The 19,818-nt window shown below is 50.1% G+C and carries 19 protein-coding genes and 1 tRNA gene; 17 read left to right on the top strand and 3 right to left on the bottom strand.

All coding sequences use genetic code 11. The features are described from left to right. The first annotated feature begins 29 nt into the window (after nt 1-29). From CFX1CAM_RS10500 to CFX1CAM_RS10460, 9 genes are all read left to right on the top strand, one after another. Nucleotides 30-1,094, top strand: a complete 1,065-nt coding sequence (locus tag CFX1CAM_RS10500) for a radical SAM/SPASM domain-containing protein (protein WP_087862981.1) — start codon at nt 30-32, stop codon at nt 1,092-1,094. A gap of 19 nt (nt 1,095-1,113) precedes the next feature. Continuing rightward, nucleotides 1,114-1,989, top strand: coding sequence for an N-acetylneuraminate synthase family protein (locus CFX1CAM_RS10495; protein ID WP_087862980.1), 876 nt, complete (start codon nt 1,114-1,116; stop codon nt 1,987-1,989). 16 nt (nt 1,990-2,005) lie between these two features. Beyond that, a complete protein-coding gene (locus CFX1CAM_RS10490) occupies nt 2,006-3,616 on the top strand; it encodes a capsular polysaccharide export protein, LipB/KpsS family (protein ID WP_087862979.1) in 1,611 nt (536 codons plus the stop codon). A 175-nt stretch (nt 3,617-3,791) separates the two neighbouring features. Continuing rightward, the gene (locus tag CFX1CAM_RS10485; RefSeq protein ID WP_087862978.1) at nt 3,792-4,466 is read left to right on the top strand and encodes an acylneuraminate cytidylyltransferase family protein; all 675 of its coding nucleotides are present in this window, start codon (nt 3,792-3,794) and stop codon (nt 4,464-4,466) included. A 45-nt stretch (nt 4,467-4,511) separates the two neighbouring features. Next, nucleotides 4,512-5,489 carry an NAD(P)-dependent oxidoreductase gene (locus CFX1CAM_RS10480; RefSeq protein ID WP_087862977.1) on the top strand — a complete coding sequence of 326 codons (978 nt, stop codon included), beginning with the start codon at nt 4,512-4,514 and terminating at the stop codon, nt 5,487-5,489. Nucleotides 5,490-5,548: 59 nt separating this feature from the next. Next, nucleotides 5,549-6,313: an SDR family NAD(P)-dependent oxidoreductase gene (locus tag CFX1CAM_RS10475; RefSeq protein WP_087862976.1), complete on the top strand. Its 765-nt coding sequence runs from the start codon at nt 5,549-5,551 to the stop codon at nt 6,311-6,313. Beyond that, the gene (locus CFX1CAM_RS10470; RefSeq protein ID WP_087862974.1) at nt 6,310-7,125 is read left to right on the top strand and encodes a 6-hydroxymethylpterin diphosphokinase MptE-like protein; all 816 of its coding nucleotides are present in this window, start codon (nt 6,310-6,312) and stop codon (nt 7,123-7,125) included. Before CFX1CAM_RS10475 ends, CFX1CAM_RS10470 begins: the two co-directional genes overlap by 4 nt. Nucleotides 7,126-7,127: 2 nt before the next feature. After that, complete coding sequence (locus tag CFX1CAM_RS10465; RefSeq protein ID WP_157891859.1) at nt 7,128-8,084, top strand: glycosyltransferase family 2 protein; 957 nt, start codon at nt 7,128-7,130, stop codon at nt 8,082-8,084. Nucleotides 8,085-8,087: 3 nt separating this feature from the next. Then, on the top strand, nt 8,088-9,593 hold the full coding sequence (locus CFX1CAM_RS10460) for a glycosyltransferase family 39 protein (protein ID WP_087862971.1): 1,506 nt from the start codon (nt 8,088-8,090) through the stop codon (nt 9,591-9,593). Nucleotides 9,594-9,615: 22 nt separating this feature from the next. Here the strand turns inward: CFX1CAM_RS10460 and CFX1CAM_RS10455 are convergent, their stop codons facing one another. Both CFX1CAM_RS10455 and CFX1CAM_RS10450 read right to left on the bottom strand, forming a co-directional pair. After that, nucleotides 9,616-11,178, bottom strand: coding sequence for an O-antigen ligase family protein (locus CFX1CAM_RS10455; RefSeq protein ID WP_087862970.1), 1,563 nt, complete (start codon nt 11,176-11,178; stop codon nt 9,616-9,618). Between the two features lie 9 nt (nt 11,179-11,187). Next, complete coding sequence (locus CFX1CAM_RS10450; RefSeq protein ID WP_087862969.1) at nt 11,188-11,853, bottom strand: YveK family protein; 666 nt, start codon at nt 11,851-11,853, stop codon at nt 11,188-11,190. A gap of 264 nt (nt 11,854-12,117) precedes the next feature. Between CFX1CAM_RS10450 and CFX1CAM_RS10445 the strand changes: the two genes are divergently transcribed. The 3 genes from CFX1CAM_RS10445 (at nt 12,118) to CFX1CAM_RS10435 (ending at nt 13,744) form a co-directional block, all read left to right on the top strand. Then, nucleotides 12,118-12,912: a glycosyltransferase family 2 protein gene (locus CFX1CAM_RS10445; RefSeq protein WP_157891858.1), complete on the top strand. Its 795-nt coding sequence runs from the start codon at nt 12,118-12,120 to the stop codon at nt 12,910-12,912. Nucleotides 12,913-12,975: 63 nt separating this feature from the next. Further along, a complete protein-coding gene (locus CFX1CAM_RS10440; protein WP_087862967.1) occupies nt 12,976-13,323 on the top strand; it encodes a hypothetical protein in 348 nt (115 codons plus the stop codon). Between the two features lie 172 nt (nt 13,324-13,495). Continuing rightward, entirely contained in the window at nt 13,496-13,744 is a 249-nt protein-coding gene (locus tag CFX1CAM_RS10435; RefSeq protein ID WP_087862966.1) for a hypothetical protein, read from the top strand. 94 nt (nt 13,745-13,838) lie between these two features. Here the strand turns inward: CFX1CAM_RS10435 and CFX1CAM_RS10430 are convergent, their stop codons facing one another. Further along, on the bottom strand, nt 13,839-15,023 hold the full coding sequence (locus CFX1CAM_RS10430) for a glycine C-acetyltransferase (protein WP_087862965.1): 1,185 nt from the start codon (nt 15,021-15,023) through the stop codon (nt 13,839-13,841). Between the two features lie 231 nt (nt 15,024-15,254). Here CFX1CAM_RS10430 and CFX1CAM_RS10425 point away from each other — a divergent pair, with 231 nt between their 5' ends. The 5 genes from CFX1CAM_RS10425 to CFX1CAM_RS10405 all read left to right on the top strand — a co-directional run bounded on the left by CFX1CAM_RS10425 (nt 15,255) and on the right by CFX1CAM_RS10405 (nt 19,429). Continuing rightward, nucleotides 15,255-15,575, top strand: coding sequence for an Asp-tRNA(Asn)/Glu-tRNA(Gln) amidotransferase subunit GatC (locus tag CFX1CAM_RS10425; RefSeq protein WP_157891857.1), 321 nt, complete (start codon nt 15,255-15,257; stop codon nt 15,573-15,575). A gap of 5 nt (nt 15,576-15,580) precedes the next feature. Next, the gene (locus tag CFX1CAM_RS10420) at nt 15,581-17,176 is read left to right on the top strand and encodes an amidase (RefSeq protein WP_087862963.1); all 1,596 of its coding nucleotides are present in this window, start codon (nt 15,581-15,583) and stop codon (nt 17,174-17,176) included. Beyond that, a complete protein-coding gene (gatB, locus tag CFX1CAM_RS10415) occupies nt 17,173-18,666 on the top strand; it encodes an Asp-tRNA(Asn)/Glu-tRNA(Gln) amidotransferase subunit GatB (protein ID WP_087862962.1) in 1,494 nt (497 codons plus the stop codon). Before CFX1CAM_RS10420 ends, gatB begins: the two co-directional genes overlap by 4 nt. Before the next feature lie 52 nt (nt 18,667-18,718). Further along, nucleotides 18,719-18,790 (top strand) — tRNA-Gly (locus CFX1CAM_RS10410). Nucleotides 18,791-19,237: 447 nt separating this feature from the next. After that, nucleotides 19,238-19,429 (top strand): hypothetical protein, encoded by a 192-nt coding sequence (locus tag CFX1CAM_RS10405; RefSeq protein WP_087862961.1) that lies wholly within the window; start codon nt 19,238-19,240, stop codon nt 19,427-19,429. Nucleotides 19,430-19,818 lie beyond the last annotated feature (389 nt).

The following is a 19,818-nucleotide window of genomic DNA, read 5'->3' as shown; positions in this document are numbered from 1 at the left end:
TTGTTTGAGTCTTATAAATTGGAGCATAAATGATTGATATTGATTTTTACATGAAAGTATATGACCTTAAGTATCGGTTAATGGGCGGAGAAAGGATGCCGCGTGAAACCCTGATGGAAACGTTTGAATCCTATCGTAACCCTGAACCGGTGGTTTACAATATTGAAACCACCAACGCCTGCAACATGCGTTGTGAGATGTGCCCCCGCACCACCATGATGACTCGCCCGATCGAAACTATGGCGCCCGAGCTGTTCAAGCGCGTCATTGATCAGCTAAAGCCCTTTACGCCGGAACAATTGGCGCAATGGGAAGCCTTTGTCAAGCAGAACTACGGCATCGATAAGGACGATATGAGCGAGAATCACTTCTTTTTATACGTGATTCCGCGGGTGATCGTTCTGCATGGCTATGGCGACCCTTTGCTGGATAAAAACATGCCCCAGTACGTGCAGTGGATGACGGAAAGAGGATTGGAATCTTACTTTTCCTGCAACCCGGCGAATATTAACATGGAACGCACCCTGGAGACCTTTGAAAACGGATTGGGTTATATCAAATATTCAATCGAGAGCGTGGACGACCTGCGTCATAAGGAAGTGCGCGGTCAGGCTTCGAATTTCACTGAATCTTACAAGAACATCTTAAAATTGTTGGATTACAAAGCCCAGCGAAATTTTCAGACCGAGATTGTTATCACAATGATCAATTTGAATAAGCCCTGGCAGCAGGATGAATTCCAGCGCTTGCAGGAAGCTTTCGATGGCTGTGATGTATATGTGTACCTGAAGAGCCAGGATCAGCAATGGTATGAGGACAACAAACAGCAGACTCAATCCATACACTGGATTGAATTCTGCCAGTTCCCGTGGTCGTCAATGACGGTCAAGTCTAACGGCGAATGTGCGGAATGTGTGGAAGATTTTAATAATGAGATTATCCTGGGTGATGCGAGAGTTGAATCGTTATTTGACATCTGGAATGGCGAAAAGTACAGGAAATTCCGCATGGATCACTTTGACCTGACGCCGGGGATCAAGTGTACCGAACAATGTGATATGCAATTGATCGGCAGTTTCCTCTCGGATCGTTAATAGATTTAAGGGAGCATAAATGAACAGAGAGATACAAATTGGAACCAGGTTGGTGGGCGATGGTCACCCCACTTATATCATAGCAGAAATTGGCATCAACCATAACGGTCGGGTTGAAATTGCCAGGGAATTGATCAAAGCGGCGGTTGATGCCGGCGTTGATGCGGTGAAATTCCAAAAACGCACGCCAGCGGTGAGCGTTCCTGATCATCAGAAAGATCAGATGCGCGACACCCCCTGGGGCTATATCACTTATTTAGATTACCGCTACAAGGTGGAATTTGGGCGGGATGAATTTGATGAGATTGATGCTTATTGCAAGTCATTAGGTATTGATTGGTTAGCCAGCTCGTGGGATCTTGAATCCCTGGCCTTCATTGACGCTTATAATCCCCCGGCGCACAAAATTCCTTCAGCTTTGCTGACGGACCATGAACTGCTTAGGGCTGTTAAAGAAACCGGGAAACCAGCCATCCTATCGACCGGAATGTCCACCATGGAAGAGATTCAAGCAGCGGTCGACGTGTTGGGGCTGGACAAACTGCTCATCTGCCATACCACCAGCAGCTATCCCTGCCCGCCGGATGAGTTAAATTTGAGGATGATTCAAACCCTGCAAGAAACATTTGATTGCCCAATCGGGTATTCAGGGCACGAGGTGGGGCTGGTAACATCAGCCATTGCCGTAGGTTTGGGCGCCTGCCTGGTAGAACGCCATGTGACTCTTGACCGGGCGATGTGGGGCACGGATCAGGCAGCTTCGGTTGAACCGCAGGGGATGCGTACACTGGTCAAATACATCCGGGTGACGGAAAAAGCCCTGGGAGATGGCGTGAAGCATGTGTACGATAGCGAACAATCGATCCTCAAAAAGCTGAGAAAATACAGCACTTAGAAATGTGAGTTCCTGTATGACCTTCTTCCAGCTTTCCCAAGAGTTCCTGGCTAACCGCTCTTTGCGACGAAAGGTTAATCAGGATATCCGTCAGATGGCAACTCGGGTAGCTAAAGCAGCCCCAAAACCCGACGAAACGAAGACCATTCTTTTGTTTAACGCATCAACCCGTATCAGCGGTTTAAGTTTGAATGCTGCCTTTGCCATGCTGACCGGCTGGTCCTTGCGTATGCAAGGGGTGCGGGTGATTAATTTTGTTTGTCATCAGGGGATGCCTCGCTGTGTCCAGGGAACAGATCGAACCGATGTTTATCGACTACCGCCATGTAATCAGTGTTTGACGCAATCGAAAATCATCTATCACCAATCGAAGGTCAGTAGATTAATTTCCACATCAAGCGAGGAACTGGCTAAACAATTACAAAATACAAGCCTGGATGAATTACGCCATTTTCGGTTTGAGGACTTCCCCCTGGGCGACCTGTGCTTGCCTTCCATGCGCTGGGTATTACGCCGTCATCATCTGATTGATGACGAACCTACCCGTGTTCTTTACCGTTATTTCATTCTTTCTGCTTATAAAGTGGCTTTGCAATTCGACTGGCTGGTGATCACAGAATCGCCGCAGGCTGTGGTCGTGTTTAATGGCATGCTTTTTCCGGAGGCATCCGCCCGGTGGGTGGCACGACAACGTGGCGTGCCAGTGTATTCACATGAGGTGGGTATGCGCCCCTTTTCGGTTTTCTTTACTGAAGGCGAGGCGACGGCTTACGATGTTGACATCCCGCAAGATTTTCAACTCACTCCTGCACAAGACGCAGAACTGGATGAATATCTCTCCAAACGTTTTAAGGGCGATTTCAGCATGGCTGGCATCCAATTTTGGCCGGAGATGACCCGCCTGGATGAGACCCTTCTCAAACGGATGGAATCTTTTACGCAGGTGGTCCCCATCTTTACCAATGTGATCTTTGACACCAGCCAACCCCACGCGAATGTGATTTTCACGGATATGTTTTCTTGGTTGGATCAGGTTCTGACGGTCATCAAAGCCCATCCGGAGACATTATTTGTCATCCGGGCACATCCTGATGAATCGCGGCCGGGCAAAGCCAGCCAGGAAAGTGTGGCGGAATGGGTTCAGGAGCGGGGCGTTGACAGCTTGCCGAATGCGGTCTTTGTGAAGCCGGATGAGTACTTCAGCTCCTACGAAATGATCCAGAGAGCAAAATTTGTCATGATCTATAATTCCACCATCGGCATGGAGGCTGCGATCATGGGTGCGCCGGTGCTGTGCGCTGGAAAAGCCCGCTTCACCCAACTGGAGACGGTTTTCTTCCCTCAAACCCGGGCTGAATATATGGCTCAGTTGGAGGAATTTTTAACCTCTGAAAAGGTCAGTGCGCCAGAAGTGCATCGGCTCAATGCCAGGCGCTTTCTCTATTTTCAACTATTCCGCACATCCCTGCCCTTTGACCACTTTTTAGAGCCGGATGGCATCTGGCCTGGCTTTGTGCGCTTGAAGGATTTTAGCCCGCAGGATTTGTTGCCCGAACACTCGCCGACGTTAAAAGCGATCTCTGAAGGATTGCTACAGGGCGGTAATTTTCTGCTGCCAGAGGTGTGAGTATCACAACCAGCCAAAATATCAGCGAAAAGAACAATCAAAAGCGCCTTTTAGCCTGCTTTTTTTCGGAGTGTGCTTATTCTGCACCGATGTCCTAACAGGCATAACATCATCAACCTGTTGGATTCCGGGTTATAATAACAGACGAGAAAATTACACGTTTAAAGGTAAGTTTATGACTCAAAAGATAATTGCATTGGTGCCCATGCGCCATGAATCGGTTCGGGTGCCCGGAAAAAACTACCGTATTTTGGCAGGAAAGCCACTTTTTCATCATATTATCAATACCTTGCTGAAGGTTCCCGAGCTTGAAGCGATCCTAGTCGATACCGACAGTTTAGAAATCATCACCGGTTTGCACGATCATTTCCCCGATGTAAAAGTGATTTCTCGACCGGAGCATTTACGGGGGGACCAGGTTCCGATGAACGAGATCCTGATTCACGATACCAGCATAATCGAAGCCGATTTTTATCTGCAAACCCATTCAACCAACCCCCTGCTGCGACCTGAAACGGTTTCAGCGGCGATCGGGGCTTTTTTGGGCGCCATCCCCGAATATGATTCATTGTTTGGGGTCACGCGTTATCAAACCCGTTTGTGGGATCAGCTTGGGAGACCCATCAACCATAACCCAAACATCCTCCTGCGCACCCAGGACCTGCCGCCTATTTACGAAGAAAATTCCTGTGTGTACATCTTCGAACGGCAAACCCTGATTAAACGCCGTAACCGTCTGGGTGAGCGCCCATTGATGTTCGAAATTCCTGCCCGTGAAGCCCAGGATATCGATGATGAACTGGATTTTATCATTACCGATATGCTCTATCGTCAGATACATGGCGAATGAGATTGAATTTTTTACCCATTGAATTATTTTATAAGGAATTTGCCTATGAAAACGGTTTTAATCTCTGCGCCCTATATGCTGCCTGAAATGAAGCGCTTTCGTCCTGTTCTGGAAGCCTTCGACCTTGACCTGATCACACCGACCGTCCATGAACGCCTTTCCGAGGAGGAAATCCTTGTTCATGCCGGGGCATTCGATGGCGTGATCTGCGGTGATGATCGTTTTACCCGGCGGGTGATTGAAGCCTGTCTTCCGCGTCTGAAGGTGATCTCTAAGTGGGGAACGGGCATCGATTCGATTGACCGGGCTGCAGCGAATGAACTGGGCGTGGCGGTTTGCAATACCCCCAACGCCTTCACTGTACCGGTATCTGAGAGTGTGATCGGTTATATGCTGGTCTTTTCAAGGCACCTCACACGTTTGGATGCAGAGGTAAAAAGCGGAGCATGGGAGAAAATTGTCGGAAGAACCCTGGCAGAGAGCACCATGGGCGTGGTTGGTGTGGGTCATGTCGGTAAGGCGGTCATTCGGCGGGCGCGGGGATTCGGGATGAAAATATTGGGCAATGACATCATTGAGATTGAGCCGGATTTCTTGCTGGAATACGGGGTAGAGATGACCGATTTAGATGATTTGCTATCTCGAGCAGACTATATCAGCATCAACTGCGACCTGAACCCGTCCAGTTATCACCTGATCAACGCAGAGACACTTTCTCTTTGCAAACCCGAAGCCGTGATCATCAACACTGCCCGCGGTCCAATTGTGGAAGAATCAGCCCTGATCTCGGCACTGCAAAGGAATGCGTTGCGCGGTGCAGCCCTGGACGTCTTTGAAATCGAACCCCTGCCCTCGGATAGCCCCTTGCGGCATATGGAACAGGTGATGCTGGCGCCACATAATTCAAATTCGAGCCCCCTGTTTTGGGAGCGAGTGCACTGGAACACAATCAGGAATTTGCTGGAAGGTCTCGCAATCGATGCAGGTCGGCTTGATGCGTTCAAAGAAAAATATGGGGCTTGAAAACACGGCAAAACGATTGAATATCGACTATGTAAACCGGCTTGATCAGGAAGAATATGATGTCTGAAACAAAAACCAGAACCTTACTCATTACCGGCGCGGCAGGGGGCATTGGCCGCGCGACGGTAAGCATCTTTTCTGAACGAGGTTGGCGGGTGATTGGCGTCGATCGCCAACCGAAGTACGCGGGCTTCCCGGAAGACGGGATGTATATCCAGGCGGATATCTCACTACCCGAGCAAATCGAAAACATATATGAACAGGTATCCGCTTATACGGATCGGTTGGACGCTGTGGTAAACAACGCTGCCGTACAGATCGCCAAACCGCTTTTAGAGACGACAGCCGAAGAATGGGACCTGGTGATGGCATCCAACCTGCGTTCGGTGTTTTTAGGCGCCAAGCTGGCGCATCCCTTGCTTAAAGTTCAGGGAGGCGCGATTGTTAACGTCTCTTCGGTGCATGCTGTTGTTACCTCAGCGGATATTTCCGCCTATGCTGCCAGCAAGGGTGGACTGCTGGCATTAACCCGCGCAATGGCGATCGAGTTTGCCCCGGATGAAATTCGTGTCAATGCCATCTTGCCCGGCGCCGTGGATACGCCCATGCTGCGTGCGGGCTTGAGTCGCGGCCATGTCGGTGACGGCACCATCATTGATCGGCTGGAAAATTTGGCTCGCAAGACGGTCAACGGTCGGGTCGGTAAACCCGAGGAGATTGCCCGCTCGATTTATTTCCTGGCTGATAATCAACAGTCCTCATTTATGACCGGGCAGGCGATGATCGTCGATGGCGGTGCAACCTGTCGATTGAGTACAGAATGAACCCTAAAGCGTTGATCAAACGGATCGTACCAAATCGCGTGTGGCAATTTGGGAGGTCGAGCTGGGATGGGATCCAGAGGATTCCAGGTCGTGTGGAGGCTGCCCTGCATCCCTGGCGGCGCGACAGCATCCAGAAACTACGCGCTCTTAAGGACGTTCATAAGGGTGAACGGTGTGTAATTATCGGCAACGGTCCCAGCTTGAATAAAACCGATATTCAGAAAATCAGGGATGAATACAGTTTTGGATTAAATCGGATCTACCTTGCCTGGGAAGAATGGGGCTTTACGACCTCTTATTTTCTATCGGTAAATGACCTGGTGATTGAGCAGTGTGCCCATGAGATCATGGCACTATCCCTGCCTGTGTTCATTTCCTGGCGTGCCCATCGCTGGCTTGAACCTCAAGACAACCTGCATTTCCTCTATACAACGTACACTGGCCCGAAATTTGCTAAAGATGTCAGCAAGCGCGTATGGGAAGGTGCAACAGTAACCTATACCGCCCTGCAACTGGCTTACCACATGGGTTTTTCAACGGTGGTGTTAATCGGGGTGGATCACAGCTTCTCATCAAAGGGCAAGCCCAACCAGACGGTTGAATCCCAAGGGGATGACCCCAATCATTTCAGCCCACACTATTTTGGCAAAGGGTTTCGCTGGCAACTCCCCGATTTGGAGACATCGGAAGTGGCTTATCAAATGGCACACCGGGCTTTTTTAGCTGATGGTCGCCAGGTATTGGATGCTACCGTCGGTGGAAAACTGCAGGTGTTTCCCAAGGTTGATTTTGATCAGTATTTTGGGAAATGAGCATGGCTGAGAAACCTCTTGTTTCGATCATCACACCTTCGTTCAATCAGAGCCAGTTTCTTGAAAGCGCCATTCAATCCGTCATCAACCAGGATTATTCCCATAAGGAATACTGGGTCATCGACGGGGGATCGCAGGATGGCAGCCTGGAGATCATCCAGAAGTACGCTGACCGCCTGACAGGCTGGATATCTGAACCGGATGAGGGGCAGGCTGATGCGATTAATAAGGGATTTCAACGGACGAGGGGTGAAATCGTCGGCTGGCTCAACTCGGATGATGTTTACCGCCCGCATGCCATTAAGAGGGCTGTTGCCATTTTTCAAGCATATCCCGACGTTGGATTGGTTTACAGTGATGTTGATTCAATCGATGCGGAGGGTGAGGTTTTTAACCGCATGTCTTATGACCACTGGGGGTTAAAGGATCTTATGGCTTTTAACATTTTAGGGCAGCCGGGGGTTTTTTTTCGCCGGTGTGTACTGGATGCAGCGGGCTATCTGGATGGGTCTTATCATTACCTGTTAGATCATCACCTGTGGCTGCGCATGGGACTGCTGACAAAAATTCATTATGCTCCCGATCAGGTTTGGGCGGCAGCCAGGATGCATGCCGATGCAAAAAACGTCGCCCATGCTGAAGGTTTTGGTCAAGAAGCCTATCGCCTGGCAGAATGGATGCAGAAGGATGACCGTTTTGCCGATCTGTACGCCGAAAACGAGAAAAAGATTTTGGCAGGTGCACACCGGTTGAATGCTTTTTATTTACTCAATGCAGATCAACCCGCAGCAGCACTCAAAGCTTATGGAAGGGCTTTTGTGAAAAATCCTTCCGTCGTCGTCAAAGATTGGCGACGGGTTGCTTTTGCACTGCTGAGCCCATTAAAGGTCAACGCCTTGCGAGACCGTTATTTAGAGAAACGAAAACAGCACTTTATTAAGAACGAAAGCAGCAGATGAAAAATGGAAACTAAACCCAGGAAAAACAAATTTTTTCAGGAACATCGATACTGGGTCTGGTTAATGCTCGCCTTGGTGTTTTTCTTTGGACTGGTGGGGCGCTTCTATGATTTTGATGATCCACCGCTGGATTTTCATCCGACCCGGCAGCTCCATTCGATGTTGATTGCCAGGGGCATGTATTATGAGGGCTTGGAGGATGCACCGCCTGAACAGCGGGAGCTGGCTGTTCACCAGTGGAAATCAGAAGGCCAAATTGAACCGCCAATAATGGAACGCTTATCGGCATGGGGTTACCGACTGTTCGGAACAGATGACTTACGAATCCCCAGGTTTTTATCGATCTTCTTTTGGACGATCGGTGGGATTGGCTTGTTCTATTTAATGCGTGAGCTGGTTGGAGAAAAAGGTGCGGTTCTCGGTTTGGCTTATTACATGGTGTTGCCCTTTCCACTTTATGCAAGTCGTTCATTTCAACCGGAGTCATTGATGACGGCTGCGATCATCATCTCCTGGTGGACAATGGTCAGGTGGTCGAAGAACAAGAACTGGCTCAATGCGGTGATTGCCGGTATTACGGCTGGTTTGGCGATCTATGTCAAATCGCCGACTGTATTTTTTGTTGCCCCAGCTTTGATCGCGATTGTGGTAACGGATCAAAAGTTGATCAAGACCCTGACCAATCGCCAGGTGCTTCTCATTGCGGGGTTAACCGTCCTGCCGGCATTGATTTATCATATCGACGGGATGTACATCTCCGGTTTTCTACAAAATCAAACCAGCTTTAGAGTATTTCCTGATTTGTTGAAAGACCCCTTTCATTATCTGCAATGGAAAGATGTGATCAATAGCACGCTGGGGATTGAATTCTTTTTATTCAGCATTGCAGGAGCCCTGGTGATTAAAAACAAACCCTATCGGGTCATGGTTTTGAGTATCTTTGTGGGCTATTTCCTGTATGGCATGGTTTTTTCATATCATATTATTACCCATAATTACTATCAAATCCCATTGACCCCCGTAATTGGCATCGGGTTGGCGGCTTGTGCGGCTGTGTTGATCGAAAAACTGCCCGGCAAGAAGACTTTTGGGCTGGCTGTGCTCACCGGGCTGACGTTTTTCTGGATGGCATTTAATTTCTGGGATGCAAGAATGAGCCTCAAGCATGCCAGGTATCATGATCAGCCGGGTTTTTACGCTGTATTGGGTGAGAAACTGCGAGATTACTCGGTGATTTCCATCACGCCCGATTATGGCTATCGCCTGGCATATTGGGGCTGGAAACCAACGCAAAATTGGATGTCGATGGGTGATTTTGTGATGCGAGAAATGGCAGGGATGGACCTCGACAAAAACGCATTGTTTGCTGAAGCCCTGGAGGGAAGAGAGTTGTTCCTGGTCACGGATTTTGCTGAATTTGACCGCCAGGCTGATGTGAAGGAAATCTTGCTGGAAAACTACCCCATTTTTGAAGAGGGCGATGGCTTCCTGATATTTCTTCTGAGGTAAACCATCGCATTCACGCACGAAATTAAAAAGACGAATGTTTTGCAGAGTTGGCTACGATGGGTCGTCTGCTCTGGATTTCTTTACGCATAATCAAGCTGCCTGCGGAAATCAAGCTTGCCGTAACCCAGGGATAGGGAAAGGTAAAAGTGTCGACGCTGAATCCTTCGATCAGGTATGCCAGGACGAAGAATTTCCCAGCCATCCCTACGATTTGCAAAAGGGTGTCATCGCTTTTTTGAATGAATGTGCTATTTCGCCACAGCAGGTACAGCCAGGTTAAGTAAACACTCAGTCCAATAAAGCCTGTTTCTGCCAACAGCCTGATCCATAGGGACTTGATGTTCATCAAGGAAGTCGACTGGTATAAAATATTGCGCACTTCAAAAGACCCATAGCCCAGGCTGTTGATTCGATCAACCATGTAGAAACCCGCGTTACCCAAACCAACGCCAAAGGGATAATCAGCAAAGATCCTCCATCCCCCAAACCAATAAATGGTGCGTTCCATGAAGGCTAATCCACGTGAAAACAGGATAATATCTGTTTCAGAGGTGGGCAGTTCCTTAAATGCCTTTGTCGAAAACAGGTCAATGATCAGTTGAAAACGGGCGTCTTGTTGGCTGGCGATTTTGATGAAAATCGCTGCTGAACTGATCAGAATGATGAGTGTCAGGGTCACTAAAGCCAGGGTTAAAACGGTTCGGAACAGGGTTGTATCGCCGACTTTGAACCTCTTGTGGTTGATCAGCCAGGCATGAATTTTGCCAAACAGTCGTCTGGTCAACTGAATTCCAAAATAGAGCAGCATCACAATCAATGCCAGCAGACCGATACGAGGAAAACTGAACATAAAGACGGTCATCCCCGCTAATAACAAAATATCTTCAACTATAAATCGCCACAGCTTGATTGAAAAAAGTGATTTTCGTTGAAATACGGCGGATAACCATAAGGGGAAGAGCACCAGGGTGAAGATCAGCACATACCAGGAAGGTTCGTAAGCCAGCGCCGTTAATCGATTGGTGAAGAGCATGCCTGGCTGTTGAAAAACAAGCACGGATTTGATGCGGGTCAGCCAGGCAGGGAAATTCTGCACACTGCCGAAACGATGTAAGACGATGATTTCCATCACCGACCAGAGGATCAACCCCATGCCGCCGATGTAAATGAATAACATAGCTTGCTGCAGCACAGATCTTTGGCGCAGATAGGCAGACAGGGTCACATAGAAGCTGAGCCCAATCGCCAATGTAAATAGAGCTCGCAAGCTTTGACCAAAATAAGTTCTGCCGCGCATATAAAACCCATCGAGGAAATATGCAGCCGCTGAACTGATGACGACAACAATGACAAAATAGAAAATGGCTGTCATTTCTTTGGGGAAGGACCCACGGCGGAGCAAATAAGGGATCAACCAGATCAGGACAAGGACGAACAAGGGCAGTATTGAAAAGGGCGCCACCAGTACCCCGGTTGCCCGGGTAAGAAAGGGCACGCTTGTTAATGGCAGACCCATTAACACCAGGGCCAGAAGAAGGGTGCAAAGACTCTGGTAAAACCGGTGGCTGGTGATCCGAGACAGCATGGTTTTTGATTAACCTTGTTTAGCGCTTGTGATAAAACGGTAGCGTATATCGATCAGCAGAATCCCCAGGCACAACCCGATGATGGTCCCAGCCAGGACCAGGATATTCCTGTTTTGGTAAAGGGGTCGATTGGGTAAGGTGGCCCGGGCAATCAAGCTCGACAGCACAAAGGGCTCGATTTTGCTGTCAGCCTGTTCCTTTTCCAATTGGGTCATGGCGGTTTCAGCCCAGTAATTGACCACTGATTGGGCGATTTGGGGGTCTTCGTGCCGGAAGCGGAGATACCAGCGGTCATGCAGCCTTTCAACGGCCATGTTATATTCGAAGGTGCCGGCTTCGAGGTTTGGGTCAAGGGATTGCGCGTAGGCGAGGGCATTGTCTTTCATCTGGTAGATGATCCTTTGGACCGACGAGAGCGCCAGGTCAAGATCATACTGGGTCATTTCCAGTGGCTGCCCTCTCTCGTTAACAAGGTTTTCGAAGTTGATTTGACTGTAATCGATCGTTGAGGAAAAAATGGCTTCTGCTTCGTATTTTGGAGGTTTGAGATATGAAAAAGCCAGGCCTAATATGCCAAAGATCCCCGCCCACAGGACAATTTTCCACCAATTATTGAGCAGGTGATTGATGGTCTGGATCGGATAAAATTCATCTTGAGGGTTGTTTGGTTCCATTGATTGTTTTTCCTCTTGAGACGGCTAAAATTATAACACATCGCCCTGTCCAATGGAAAATGGTGATGGATGACGGTTTATTGTAAAACCTTCAAAGTTATTGCACCGATGGCACATTATGTCGACCTGACCAGGCCTTGCTTGCATATTGAATGTAGACAGTGGCCATTATGGACTTTGGTGAAACTCCAGTATAATTATGGCGATTAAACAACGGGAACGGATTTCTCCCACTTTATGGTTTTAACCCAGGTCATAGATTTCATGCAACCTACGATCAGTATCATTACACCCTCTTTTAATCAAGCACGCTTTCTGCCCAGAACGATCGAATCGGTATTGACGCAGGATTATCCCAACATGGAATATATCCTGATGGACGGCGGATCAACGGATGGAAGCCTGGAGATTATTAGGAACTATGCAGATCGACTGTCTTACTGGGAATCGAAGCCTGACAGGGGGCAGACCGATGCAATCAACAAAGGCTTTGCAAGGGCGACGGGTAAATATCTGGCCTGGTTGAATTCGGATGATGTTTATAAACCGGGCGCAATTTCTGAAGCCGTAGATTTTCTCGAGAATCACCCCGAAGCCGCGATGGTTTACGGAGATTGCACTTTTATCGATGCCCAGGATCGGGAAATCGGGCGCTTTCCGGCAGCACAGACGGATGTTCACCGCTTACGACGGGGATATGTACACATTCCCCAGCAGGCATCGTTTTTTAGGGCTGACCTGTGGCGCAAGGTCGGACCGCTGGACCTCAGTTTTTATTTTGCCATGGATTATGACCTGTGGGTACGCCTGGCTAAAGAAGCTCCGCTGATTTACCAGCCCGGGCGGGTTTGGGCCAGCTTTCGACTGCATGGCGACGCAAAAACCATCGCTGCTGACGATCGCTGCTGGCCGGAGATGCTGCGCGTGCATTATCGGGAGGGTGGGCACCGCCTGGCACCGATTGTGCTAAAATATCAACTGCGCAAACTGGTAGCGCCTGTGATTAATTGGCGTCGGCAACGCATGTTTCGCTTCCCTGCGCGAGCCGAGATGGAATAATTTTAGCGTTCATCCACCCGTTTGATGCATATCAATGCTTAAAAAGACCGCAGGAGGCAGTTTATGATGAACATGAAGGATAACCGATCACTGAACCAGGCTAAAGAAGGGTTTTTCAGTGATTTATATCAAAACATACGTCTGATCATTCGCCTGATGGGCGATTCACGCGTGAATATTTTTCTCAAAGCGTTGCCGGTTGGCGCATTGATTTACCTTGTGGTTCCTTATGATCTTTTGCCGATCAATCCCCTGGACGATGCCCTGGTGCTCTGGGCAGGCTTGGCGCTGTTTTTGGAGTTGTGCCCCGAGGATGTGGTAAATGAACACCGGAAGGCGCTGCAGAAAAATAATAGGATAAAACAACAACCCCGTACGGTGATTGATGGGGAGTTTAAAGATACCCGGTGATTTCTGGGTGAATGAAAATCATGATGAAACCGTGGACGCCTGATCTTCACTGAAATAGAAGGCCAGGTTTTGGCAACAGAGTCCAGGTGCGTTTTTTTAGAATAAAAGAGGATGTGTTATAATCTGTATAGAGATTAGCGGCAACGGTTTTGCTGCTTTTGGAGGTTGAAATATGGCTTATCGAGATTGGAAAGTAATTAAGATCGCTTATTGTGAACACGCCGGCGAGGAAGTTTATTTGGAGGCAGACATTGTCTACCCGGCGACCTTTTTGCCGAATCAAGCACCGCGCATCCTGGCGCATCGCTGCTCGCGAGGTTTAGCATGCAATAGTTTTTCTCAACCGGGTTGCTGCTGGTCGGGCACTAACCCGAATTATGATCCCTTCAAAGCGCCAAAATCAGATAAACGATCCGAGTAATACAGATACACCCTGTGACGATTAAAAAACGCCCGTTAGGGCGTTTTGTTTTTAAGTGTGCTGGTGGATGCTAAAAAGGCGCTAAACGAAACAACTATCCAATCACGCCCAAATCTCGACCGACACGAGCAAAGGCTTGCAATGCCTGTTCAAGATCCTCTTGAGAATGGGTTGCAGAAATCATCACCCGGATGCGCGCCAGTCCAACGGGCACTGTGGGAAAGCCCAGAGCCATGGCGAAGACATTTTCCTCGTACAATCGGCGGCTGAATTCCCGGGCAAGGGTCACATCGCCCAGCATAACCGGCGTGATGGGAGTCATGGTCTTTCCGGTATCAAAGCCGAGGTTCAACATCTCCTGTTTGAAAAAGGCTGCGTTGGCCCACAGTCGATCGACCAGCTCGGTGGATTCTTCAAGAATATCGACGGCGGCCAGGGTTGCCGCAACATCTGGGACCGTCACTGCCGAGGAGAACAGGAAGGGGCGTCCTCGCTGCCTTAACCATTCAATGATGCGGGCATTACCAGCCACCACACCCCCAACAACGCCAAAAGCCTTGGAGAAAGTACCGACCTCTACATCGACCCGACCATGTAATTTGAAATGATCCACAATCCCGCGTCCACCTTCACCCAAAACACCCTCACCGTGAGCATCATCAACCATCAGCATCAGGTCATGGGCTTCGGCGATATCGGCTATTTTGTCCAGGGGTGGATAGTCTCCATCCATCGAAAAAACTCCGTCGGTGATGATTAACCCCCGGCGATAGGTTCCGGCGTGACTTTCAATTTTCGCTTGCAGGTCAGCAGGGTCGGCGTGGTTGTAACGGGTGATGGTTGCCCCCGAAAGGCGACTACCATCGATGATGGAGGCATGGTTGAGCTCGTCGGAAAAGATCATATCGCCCTTTCCGACCAGCGCGGGAATAGAGCCTGTGTTGGCAGTAAAGCCCGACTGAAAGGTAATGGCGTCTTCCACACGCTTGAAGGCGGCCATGCGTTGTTCTAATTGCAGGTGTAAATCCATGGTGCCGGCAATCGTACGCACAGCGCCAGGGCCCAGCCCGTACTGCTGCATTGCTTGCTGTGCAGCATTGATCACCCGCGGATGATTAGCCAGACCCAAGTAGTTGTTTGAGCAAAAATTAAGCACGTGTTTCCCATCGACCACCAGCCAGGCGCCCTGGGGTGAACTGAGCGTACGGATTTTGTTGTACAGGCCAGCATCCTGCAAATTTTGCAGCTCTTCATCGATCCATTTGAGTTTTTGAGACATGATTCCCTCGCAGCTATAGGTGATGTTTACGGGGTTATTATACAATGAGTCGTTGGAGAATGGCGCGTTGTGAAAAGGGATTTTGTGTTTGGCGCTTCGCAACAAAGCAATATGGAATTCGGCTTACAGGTTTGATCCAGCAACGATCAGCTTCCAGCATGCGCAATTCCACGAATTTAAGGTATTATATAATTTCAGAAACGCCCTGATTTAGAATGGATGATTAAGCCGATGCGCGATGAGATCTCCCCTGAAATATTTGCAAAATTAGCCGACCTGGCAGCCTTTCGTTTTAACCCCGAAGAAGCAGAGTACCTGAGGATGGAACTCAATCAGCAGCTAAAGGCGATTCGGCAGTTAGAGACACTTGCCCTGGATGTGGACATACCCCTGGCGCCGCACGGGGTGACCTATACAGCCGAATCCCGTCCACCCCTCAGGCCGGATGTTTGGGTGCCCTGTGAAAACCCAGAAGAAATTCTGAACCAGGCGCCCCAGGTGGAGGGCGGTTATTTGATTGTGCCGGACATCCCTCACAGAGAACTGGATTGAACGCCATGTCCCTGATGGATCAATCTGCCTTTGATATTGCCCGTAAAATTCAGCGAGGTGAGCTGGCTGCAGTTGACGTACTGGATGCGGCCCTGGAACGCATTGCTGCGGTGGATGGAAGGCCGGGTACACTGGACAACAGCCCACTTACACAGGAGGATCAAACCAAGGTACACGCTTTCATCGCCCTGACTGCCGACCGGGCGCGTCAGCAGGCTGAACGTGTGGATGCCCGGGTCAGTGCCGGAGAAGACGCCGGCGCGCTGGCAGGCGTACCGATTACCATCAAGGACCTCTTCTGCTTGAAAGGCGTGCTCACCACGGCAGCATCACGCATATTATCGAACTTCGTGGCGCCATATACCGCCACCGCGATTGAGCGCCTGGAGGATGCCGGCGCGGTGGTGCTGGGGAAGGTCAACATGGACGAGTTCGCTTATGGCTCTTCGAACGAATCATCGGCGTTCAAACCCACAACCCGCAATCCCTGGGACCTGTCGCGGGTGCCGGGCGGTTCTTCAGGCGGATCTGCTGCGGCTGTGGCTTCGGGGCAGGGGTGCCTTTCGGTGGGGACGGATACGGGTGGATCGATCCGTCAGCCAGCAGCGTATTGCGGCGTGGTGGGTCTCAAGCCGACCTATGGGCGCATCTCTCGCTATGGAGCGATCGCCTTTGCTTCTTCCCTGGACTGTCCAGGCCCCCTGGCGCGAAACGTGCGCGATGCAGCCCTGATGCTCTCGGTGATGGCGGGCGCCGACACGCGCGATAGCACAGCAGTCAGGCTTCCCGTGCCGGATTACCTGGCAGGTATAGACCGGGGCGTGAAGGGCTTGCGCATCGGGCTTTCTAAGGATTATCTGCAGATTTCCTATCCACACCCGGATACCGGCGAAACGATTGTGGAAGACCTGCCCGCTGAAATCCGTAACATGACGCTGCGCGCGGCTGAAATTCTGGCGACTGAAGGGGCGGAGATCGTGGAAAACGTCCCCATGCCCAACAGCATTTATGGCATTCCGGCATATTTTGTTATCAGCCGGGTTGAGGCATCTTCCAATCTGCACCGTTTTGACGGGGTTAAATACGGCTACCGTGCCCGGGTAAGCCAGGGTGATTTGACCGAGTTGTACCGGATGACCCGCGCGGAGGGCTTTGGCTTGGAACCCAAGCTGCGTGTATTGATGGGGATGTACATGAGCGGCGGGCAGCTTGGCTTGCAGTATCTCCAGCGTGCGCTCCAGGCGCGCAGCATGATCCGCGCAGATTTTGAAACCGCCTTCGATCCGGATGGACCATATCGGCTGGATGTCTTGCTGACGCCTACAGCGCCCACCCCAGCCTTTAAAATGGGGGATTTTTACGGCGATTCAACGTTGATGCAGTATTCTGACCAGTTGACAGTACCTGCCAACCACGCCGGTGTTCCGGCGCTCTCGATCCCGGGCGGTCTTTCAGCAGAGGGATTGCCGATGGGTCTGCAATTGATTGGAACCGATTTTGCCGAAGCGACCCTGTTTCGGGCGGGATATGCCTTCGAGCAGGCGACTGCGGATGCCGATTGGCGGGCTGTGAAACCGTGTGTGCTGGCGGAGGTGGAATGATGGACCCACACACCGTTTCTGATCAACACAGCAATAAGGATGGGCTTATGGCAGATTTTGAAGCCGTCATCGGGCTGGAAACCCATATTCAATTGAACACGGTCACCAAGATCTTTTGCAGTTGCAAAGCCGATTCCTGGGAAGACCCGCCAAACACGAATATTTGTCCGGTGTGCGCGGGTTTGCCGGGTGTGCTGCCTGTGTTGAACGAGGCAGCGGTTTACAAGGGCGCGCTGCTGGCGGCGGCGATGCACGCCGAGGTACGGCTGGTTTCCTATTTTGACCGCAAGAATTATTTCTACCCCGATTTGCCAAAGGGATACCAGATCTCGCAATTCGACCTGGCTCTGGGTGACGGCGGTTACCTGGACGTGACGATGCCGGGTGGGTTTGTCAGGCGGGTGAACATCACCAAGTTGCACCTTGAAGAAGATGCCGGTAAGACCAAGTACGAAGGCGGGAAGCGCCTGGTGGACTTTAACCGCTGCGGTGTCCCCCTGGTGGAAATGGTGACCGAGCCCGACCTGCGTTCTGCTGACGAAGCTGCGCAGTACCTGATCCGGCTGCGCCAGCTCTTACGCTGGATGGGTGTGTCTGAAGCCGACATGGAAAAGGGCCATCTACGCTGTGACGCCAACGTGTCGATCAGGACAGTTGGCAGCACTCATCTGAACACCAAGACAGAGATCAAGAACGTCAACTCGATCGAGGCTGTACGGGCAGCAATCAACATGGAGATCGAACGGCAGGTATCGCTGGTGCAAGCCGGTGGGCAGGTTGAATCCTGGACGTTGGATTGGGATGAAACCCGGCAACGTTTGAATAAAATGCGCTCTAAAGAGACGGAAGCAGATTACCGTTACTTCAGGGAACCGGACCTGCTCCCCCTGGAACTGACATCCGAATGGCGCGATGCTGTGATTCATAACCTGCCTGAACTTCCCCTTGAGCGGCAGTTGCGCTTTATGACCCATTACCAGTTGCCAGAATATGACGCTGATATCCTCACCGCAGACCGTCCAATTGCAGATTATTATGAAGCGGCTTTAACCGCATATGAGGGCGACCCGAAGGTTCTTTCGAACTGGATTATGAACGAGGTGTTGCGGATGCAAAATGAGCTGGGTCTCAGCGCCGATGCACTGACTCTCACACCCGAATACCTGGCGGAGGTGATCAGGCTGGTCGACGCGGGTACGATCAACGCCGCGACGGGCAAGGCTTTGCTGATGAAAGTGCAGCAAAGCGGTCAGGCGCCGCAGGCAATCGTTATAGCGGAGGGTTTGTCTCAGGTGAGCGATGATAGCGCCTTGCAATCGGTGATTGACGCTGTTCTAGCTGCCCATCTGCAGGAGGTCGAATCCTACCGCAATGGCAAGGAAGGTTTGTTTGGCTGGTTTATGGGTCAGGTGATGCGCCAGACACGCGGTCAGGCTGACCCGGCAAAAACAAGGGAGCTGTTGCAAAAGGCGTTGCAGGAAAAGCGCTAAGGGAACAGTTGGTTGACCAAATGGGTTGATTAACGTAAAATAATACAACCTTGCGGGCGTCGCCAAGTGGTAAGGCATCAGCCTTCCAAGCTGACATTCGTGGGTTCGAGTCCCATCGCCCGCTTTGTGAAAATCGCTTCCGTTCTACGACGGAGGCGTTTTTTTATAAGGTTAGAATCCAAAAACTCGATTTCAGAAATTGTTTTTGAGGTTTATGACGGCTCTCCCCTTAAAACGAGGACGACATATTTTTAAAATCATCAAACTGTTTGTTAAGGTTGTAATTTATGTTCCAAGAAGGAGGGTTGTACCCATCAAGAAGCGTGTTGATGGAGCTCAATAAAATATTTATGATATATTGAAAATCATCATTAAATGAATGACCAGCAAAGGCTCTGCAATGATTTCAGGTTTTTCACAGTCAGAGTACCTCCGATACTCAAAACAGATCCTGCTGCCCCAGGTTGGCATTGTTTGATTCTCGGATCGGACCTTGTTATCGCTGTGTGTTTGGCAGCCCCCCGCCGTCTGAGCACATCCCTCTACCTGTTGATAGCGGTGTTTTGGAGTGTTGGCCGGGTTGGTCGGATTGCTGCAGGCTGCGGAGATCCTTAAAATTATTCTCGGAATTGGAGGAACGCTGGGTGGGAAATTAGTGTTGATCAACAGCCTGAGTGCAGAATTTGAGCACATCGAAGTCCTGAAAGACCTAAACTGCCCTGTTTGTGGAGAAAACCCCGAAGTAAAGGCGCTACTTGATTAGACAGAACACAGCGGAGCATCCCACATTAATGAACCCCTTTCTTTTGCAAGGGGTGCCATAAGTGTTTGGACACATCGTTTTGAATGAGAGCCCTATAAATCCGGGTTCCCCTCAATCTTTTTCTCTTTAAGCAAGCCTTTTTTATCTTGCTTTCTGCTTTTTAGGATAATTTGGCAGGTGCCCTCTGGTTACAAGCGATAGTGAAATTTTGGGGGTCTCCTCGAAAGACTTTTAATACGACAAACAAGCGTGTTTTACCAATCTCCAACACTTTCTGAATTTCCGTTTGTGATAAGGTTCCCTGACAACAACTATGGAAAAAGGCGCGTAATTGGTCGTCCGCCAGCCTTTTATTAAGTTGAGACAAAGATTCCTCTAGTTTCTGTGGA

This window comes from Brevefilum fermentans, from assembly GCF_900184705.1.
Lineage (GTDB): Bacteria > Chloroflexota > Anaerolineae > Anaerolineales > Anaerolineaceae > Brevifilum > Brevifilum fermentans.
The sequence above is the reverse complement of the archived record's forward strand: the minus strand, read 5'-3'. Positions and strand labels throughout refer to the sequence as shown.